This is a genomic window from Methylobacterium soli, assembly GCF_008806385.1.
Classification (GTDB): domain Bacteria; phylum Pseudomonadota; class Alphaproteobacteria; order Rhizobiales; family Beijerinckiaceae; genus Methylobacterium; species Methylobacterium soli.
The window spans coordinates 28,545-28,941 of record NZ_VZZK01000049.1; the positions used below are offsets into that span (position 1 = coordinate 28,545).

Annotated in this window: 1 pseudogene; it reads right to left on the reverse strand. The window is 67.0% G+C overall.

Annotated elements, in window-relative coordinates:
* A pseudogene (locus F6X53_RS33450) lies at nucleotides 1-397 on the reverse strand (UDP-glucose 6-dehydrogenase); the annotation flags it as partial.

Below are 397 nucleotides of genomic sequence, written 5' to 3' on the forward strand. Positions count from 1 at the left end.
TTGCGGCTGTCATTGACCGCCACCACGGTCTCGACGAGCCGCACCGGCGTGCCCGCATCCTGCGCGGTCTTGACCAGGGCCAGGGTGTCCTTGGGAAAGCACGAGCCGCCGTAGCCTGGACCGGCATGCAGGAATTTCGAGCCGATGCGGTTGTCCAGCCCGATGCCGCGGGCGACCTCCTGCACGTTGGCGCCGACCTGCTCGCAGAGATCCGCGATCTCGTTGATGAAGGTGATCTTGGTGGCCAGGAACGCGTTGGCCGCGTACTTGGTCAGTTCCGCCGTGCGCCGGCCTGTCACCAGGATCGGGGCCTGGTTGAGATAGAGCGGGCGGTAGATCTCGCTCATCACCTGGGCGGCGCGGGAATCGTCCGCCCCGATGACGATGCGGTCCGGGC